This is a genomic window from Gardnerella sp. 26-12 (assembly GCF_001660745.1).
In the GTDB taxonomy this organism is placed as follows: Bacteria; Actinomycetota; Actinomycetes; order Actinomycetales; family Bifidobacteriaceae; genus Bifidobacterium; species Bifidobacterium swidsinskii.
In genome coordinates this window covers 1-1137 of sequence record NZ_LWSR01000159.1, presented here as the reverse complement: position 1 = coordinate 1137, position 1137 = coordinate 1, and the positions used below count along the sequence as shown (strand labels likewise).

Genomic DNA, 1137 nt, shown 5'->3' with positions numbered 1-1137 from the left:
GATATAAATAACTGGCCAGAATGGTCGCAATACGTTTATGAGCCGAATGCAGCAATCATGAAAGCTGGCTGTTTTTCATTGTTAGAAACTCAATACAATATACAACAAATCAGTGCGAATAGTCATGTTTACGTATCGGAAGAATACTACTCAGAATTTCCAGGAAAGACATGGAAAATTGAAAATGTATGCAGCATGAATAAACGCGAAATAAAACAAACTTTTGCTGATATTACTCATGCAAATATTGTTACTCGTAACTTTCCAATACCTGTAGAAGCATTGCGCAAAAAATTAAACCTACAAGATGGCGGAAATACAAGAATTATTGCAACAACTGATAACAATAAAAATCACATACTTATTCGAGCAGTAGCAGCAACAAAAAAGTAGCTACGCAACATTTGCATAGCTACTTTTAAAACATATTAAACAGTTTGTTTTACAGACTAACGCCACCACATTGTCATAATGAATCCAGTCATTACTATTACTAATGCAATAACTAAATTCCATGCACCAATTCCAGGAATTGGAAGCACAGGGTTCAAATAATAAACAACAGCCCAAATTAATCCAACGACCATTAATGTGCAGAACAGCGGCACAAACCATGCAGCATTAGCTTTTGTGCCTTTAATGCTTTCTTCGACACGTCGCCTATTTTCAGCTTGTCTCTGCATCATTTGCTGAATCTGTGGAGAAAGCGTTGCTTTATCCGCAGTAGCATTCAACACTGCTTCAACTTCGTCCATAGGAACGCCATAAGTATTCTCATTTGACGTATCGCTCTTCTTTGCAGCGTCGTCAGCTGCAGTCGTGTGCAATTCTTCATCAGCCATAACTGTAACTCTCCAATCAATCGGCTACACGCTATAATAGTGGTTACACTCGAACGCGTGAAGGATGAAGATAAAATATGGCTAAGAGAACTGGGAAACATCGTGCTCAACACTCGCTGTTAAGCAGTTTTGCTGTTGCCGTTGCAGTATTTCTTACCGGCTATTTATTCGTTCTTAATTTGCGCGTAAACCGCTCTGCTTTTGTGACTTCTAATACGAGTCAAATGGTTGAAAGAAATTCGCAGCGCACAAAAAATTTACGAGAAGATATAAAATCTTTAGATTCTAAAATTAA

1 protein-coding gene and 2 pseudogenes are annotated in these 1137 nt (G+C 37.8%); 2 read left to right on the top strand and 1 reads right to left on the bottom strand.

All coding sequences use genetic code 11. The features are described from left to right. Window positions 1-393, top strand: a pseudogene (locus A5295_RS06015) (SAM-dependent methyltransferase); the annotation flags it as partial. 56 nt (window positions 394-449) lie between these two features. Here A5295_RS06015 and crgA read toward each other — a convergent pair. Continuing rightward, the gene (gene crgA, locus A5295_RS06010; RefSeq protein ID WP_004106118.1) at window positions 450-842 is read right to left on the bottom strand and encodes a cell division protein CrgA; all 393 of its coding nucleotides are present in this window, start codon (window positions 840-842) and stop codon (window positions 450-452) included. A gap of 77 nt (window positions 843-919) precedes the next feature. On the opposite strand from crgA, the pseudogene A5295_RS06005 reads away from it, so the two are divergent. Continuing rightward, window positions 920-1137 (top strand): annotated as a pseudogene (locus tag A5295_RS06005) (hypothetical protein); the annotation flags it as partial.

Excerpts from the sequence above, each read along its gene's own strand:
- crgA (WP_004106118.1), bottom strand. The coding sequence starts at position 842 with ATGGCTGATGAAGAATTGCACACGACTGCAGCTGACGACGCTGCAAAG.